Origin of the sequence: Methylobacterium sp. J-077 (genome assembly GCF_022829365.1) — a bacterium.
GTDB lineage: Bacteria > Pseudomonadota > Alphaproteobacteria > Rhizobiales > Beijerinckiaceae > Methylobacterium.
On the sequence record NZ_JAKSYJ010000234.1, the window covers coordinates 1 to 2,233 of the forward strand.

Consider the following 2,233-nt stretch of genomic DNA (forward strand, 5'->3'; position numbering starts at 1 on the left):
AACGCCATCGCCATCAGGAGTTCATCCGCTTCCTCAACGCCGTCGAGAAAACCGTCCCGGCCAGCAAGGCCATGCACGTGATCCTCGATAACTACGCGGCCCACAAGCACCCCAAGGTCATCGCCTGGCTGGCTCGCCACCTGATCGGCCCCCACGAGGTGGTCCGAGGGTAAAGTTAGTGCACGGGGCCTGTGGAGTTGACCCTGTTTGTGGTCCACGGCCTATGCAAGTTTTCGGGCTGTGACAGCTTGGTTGGCGAAAGCTCGGGGCGTCAAGCCGCCCAGGGCCGTGTGGGGTCGATCTTCGTTATAGTGGCACCTCCAGTCCTCGATGCGCTCGCGGGCATCGGCCAGCGACAGGAACCACGAGGCGTTCAGACATTCCGCCCGTAGGCGGCCGTTGAACGACTCGATGTAGGCGTTGTCGGTCGGTTTGCCCGGTCGTGAGAAGTCGATCTCGACCCCGTTCAGGTATGCCCACTGGTCGAGCATGCGCCCGGCGAACTCCGGTCCATTGTCCACCCGTAGGCTCTTTGGACGACCGCGGAGCTTCACCAGTGCGTCCAGGGCCTCGATCACCTGGAAGGCGCGAACGTTGGCTCTCGGTGTGAGCGAGAGCGCCTCTCGCGTATGGCAATCGACCACCGTCAGGATCCGGAACGGACGTCCGTCGAAGATGCGATCAGACATAAAGTCCATGGCCCAGACCTCGTTGGGTCCGCCGATCGCCGGCCGCCCTTGCCGGTAGCGCCAAGCCCGTTTGCGTTCGGGCAGCTTGGGCCAGATCGACAGCCCCTCGTCGCGATAGATCCGGTAGGTGCGCTTGTGGTTCACCTCCCAGCCCTCCCGTCGCAGTAGGATATGCAACCGTCGGTAGCCGTAGCGCACCCGCGCGGCAGCGAGTTCCTTCAGCCGCATCCGCAGCGCAACCTGCGGGTCAGAGCGCTTCCTGTAACGCTGGGACGAGCGGCCAAAACCGGTGGCCTGGCAGGCCCGACGCTCGCTGATGCCATAGGCCACCTGCAGGTGGCCGGCGACTTCACGGCGAGCGCCGGGCCTTACCACTTTCGCTTCAGGACATCCTGCAACATCGAGCGGTCCAGCGTCAGGTCGGCCACCAATCGTTTGAGCTTGCTGTTCTCGTCCTCCAGCTGCTTGAGCCGCCGGATCTCCGGCACGCCCATGCCGACGACCTGCTTCTTCCAGCGGTAAAACGTCGGCTCGGACACGCCCATCTTCCGGCAGACCTCATCCACCGTCGCACCATACTCCGCCTGCCGCAGGGCAAAGGCGATCTGTTCGTTCGTGAAGCGTTTGCGAGGCATGGCATCCACCCTCCTTCAGGGTTCAGGATGCCCGAAAAACTTGCGCTCAGCGTGGACCAGTTTGCTGGGTCAGGGTCAGGCCGCTCCGCCACGGGTAGCTTGGCCGGCGGAGCTGGTCGGGCGAGCGCAGCCGGCCAAGCGGAGAAGGCTTGCACGAACACCTCCGGGGCCGGCGGCCGGTATCCCGGTGAGGCGTGCGGGCGTACGGTGTTGTAGTGACGTCGCCAGCTTTCGATGACGACCTGCGCTTCCCTAAGTGTGTAGAAGATCTCGCCGTTGAGGAGTTCGTCGCGAAGCCGTGCGTTGAAGCTTTCGACGTAGCCATTCTCCCACGGTGAGCCCGGAGTGATGTAGGCCGTCTTTGCTCCGACGCCGGTAATCCAAGCTTGTACGATCTTCGCAACGAACTCCGGGCCGTTATCCGAACGGACATGGCTAGGTACGCCACGCAGGATGAACAGATCCGAGAGCACGTCGATCACATCGACCGCTTTGAGCTTGCGGGCAACCCGGATCGCCAAGCATTCATGCGTGAACTCGTCGACGACGTTGAGCATCCGGATCTTGCGTCCATCATGTGTGCGCGCCTCGACGAAGTCGTACGACCACACGTGATTGGGGTGTTCCGGGCGAAGACGGATACAGGAGCCGTCGTTGTCCCAGATCCGCCCCCGCTTGGGCTGCTTGGCCGGGACCTTCAGACCCTCACGCCGCCAGATCCGCTCGACGCGTTTGTCGTTGACGAACCACCCGGCCGCCTTCAGCAGCGCGCTGATCTTCCGGTAGCCGTAGCGACCGTACCGCTCCGCCAGCGCGATGAGGTCGGCCGTCAGCGCCTCTTCGTCGTCGCGCCCCCGCGGCACCTTGCGCTGTGTCGAGCGATGCTGACCGAGCGCCCGGCAGGCGCGA

General features: G+C 63.9%; 1 protein-coding gene and 2 pseudogenes. 1 reads left to right on the plus strand and 2 read right to left on the minus strand.

Features of this window, described 5'->3' with window-relative positions; all coding sequences use genetic code 11:
- Positions 1 to 140 (plus strand): annotated as a pseudogene (locus tag MKL11_RS29435) (IS630 family transposase); the annotation flags it as partial.
- Between the two features lie 81 nt (positions 141 to 221).
- Here MKL11_RS29435 and MKL11_RS29440 read toward each other — a convergent pair.
- Positions 222 to 1,324, minus strand: a protein-coding gene (locus tag MKL11_RS29440; RefSeq protein WP_243950245.1) for an IS3 family transposase whose coding sequence is annotated in 2 segments (ribosomal slippage) — positions 222 to 1,063 and positions 1,063 to 1,324 — 1,104 coding nt in all. Because the reading frame shifts where the segments join, the coding sequence is not laid out codon by codon here.
- 77 nt (positions 1,325 to 1,401) lie between these two features.
- Positions 1,402 to 2,233 (minus strand): annotated as a pseudogene (locus tag MKL11_RS29445) (IS3 family transposase); the annotation flags it as partial.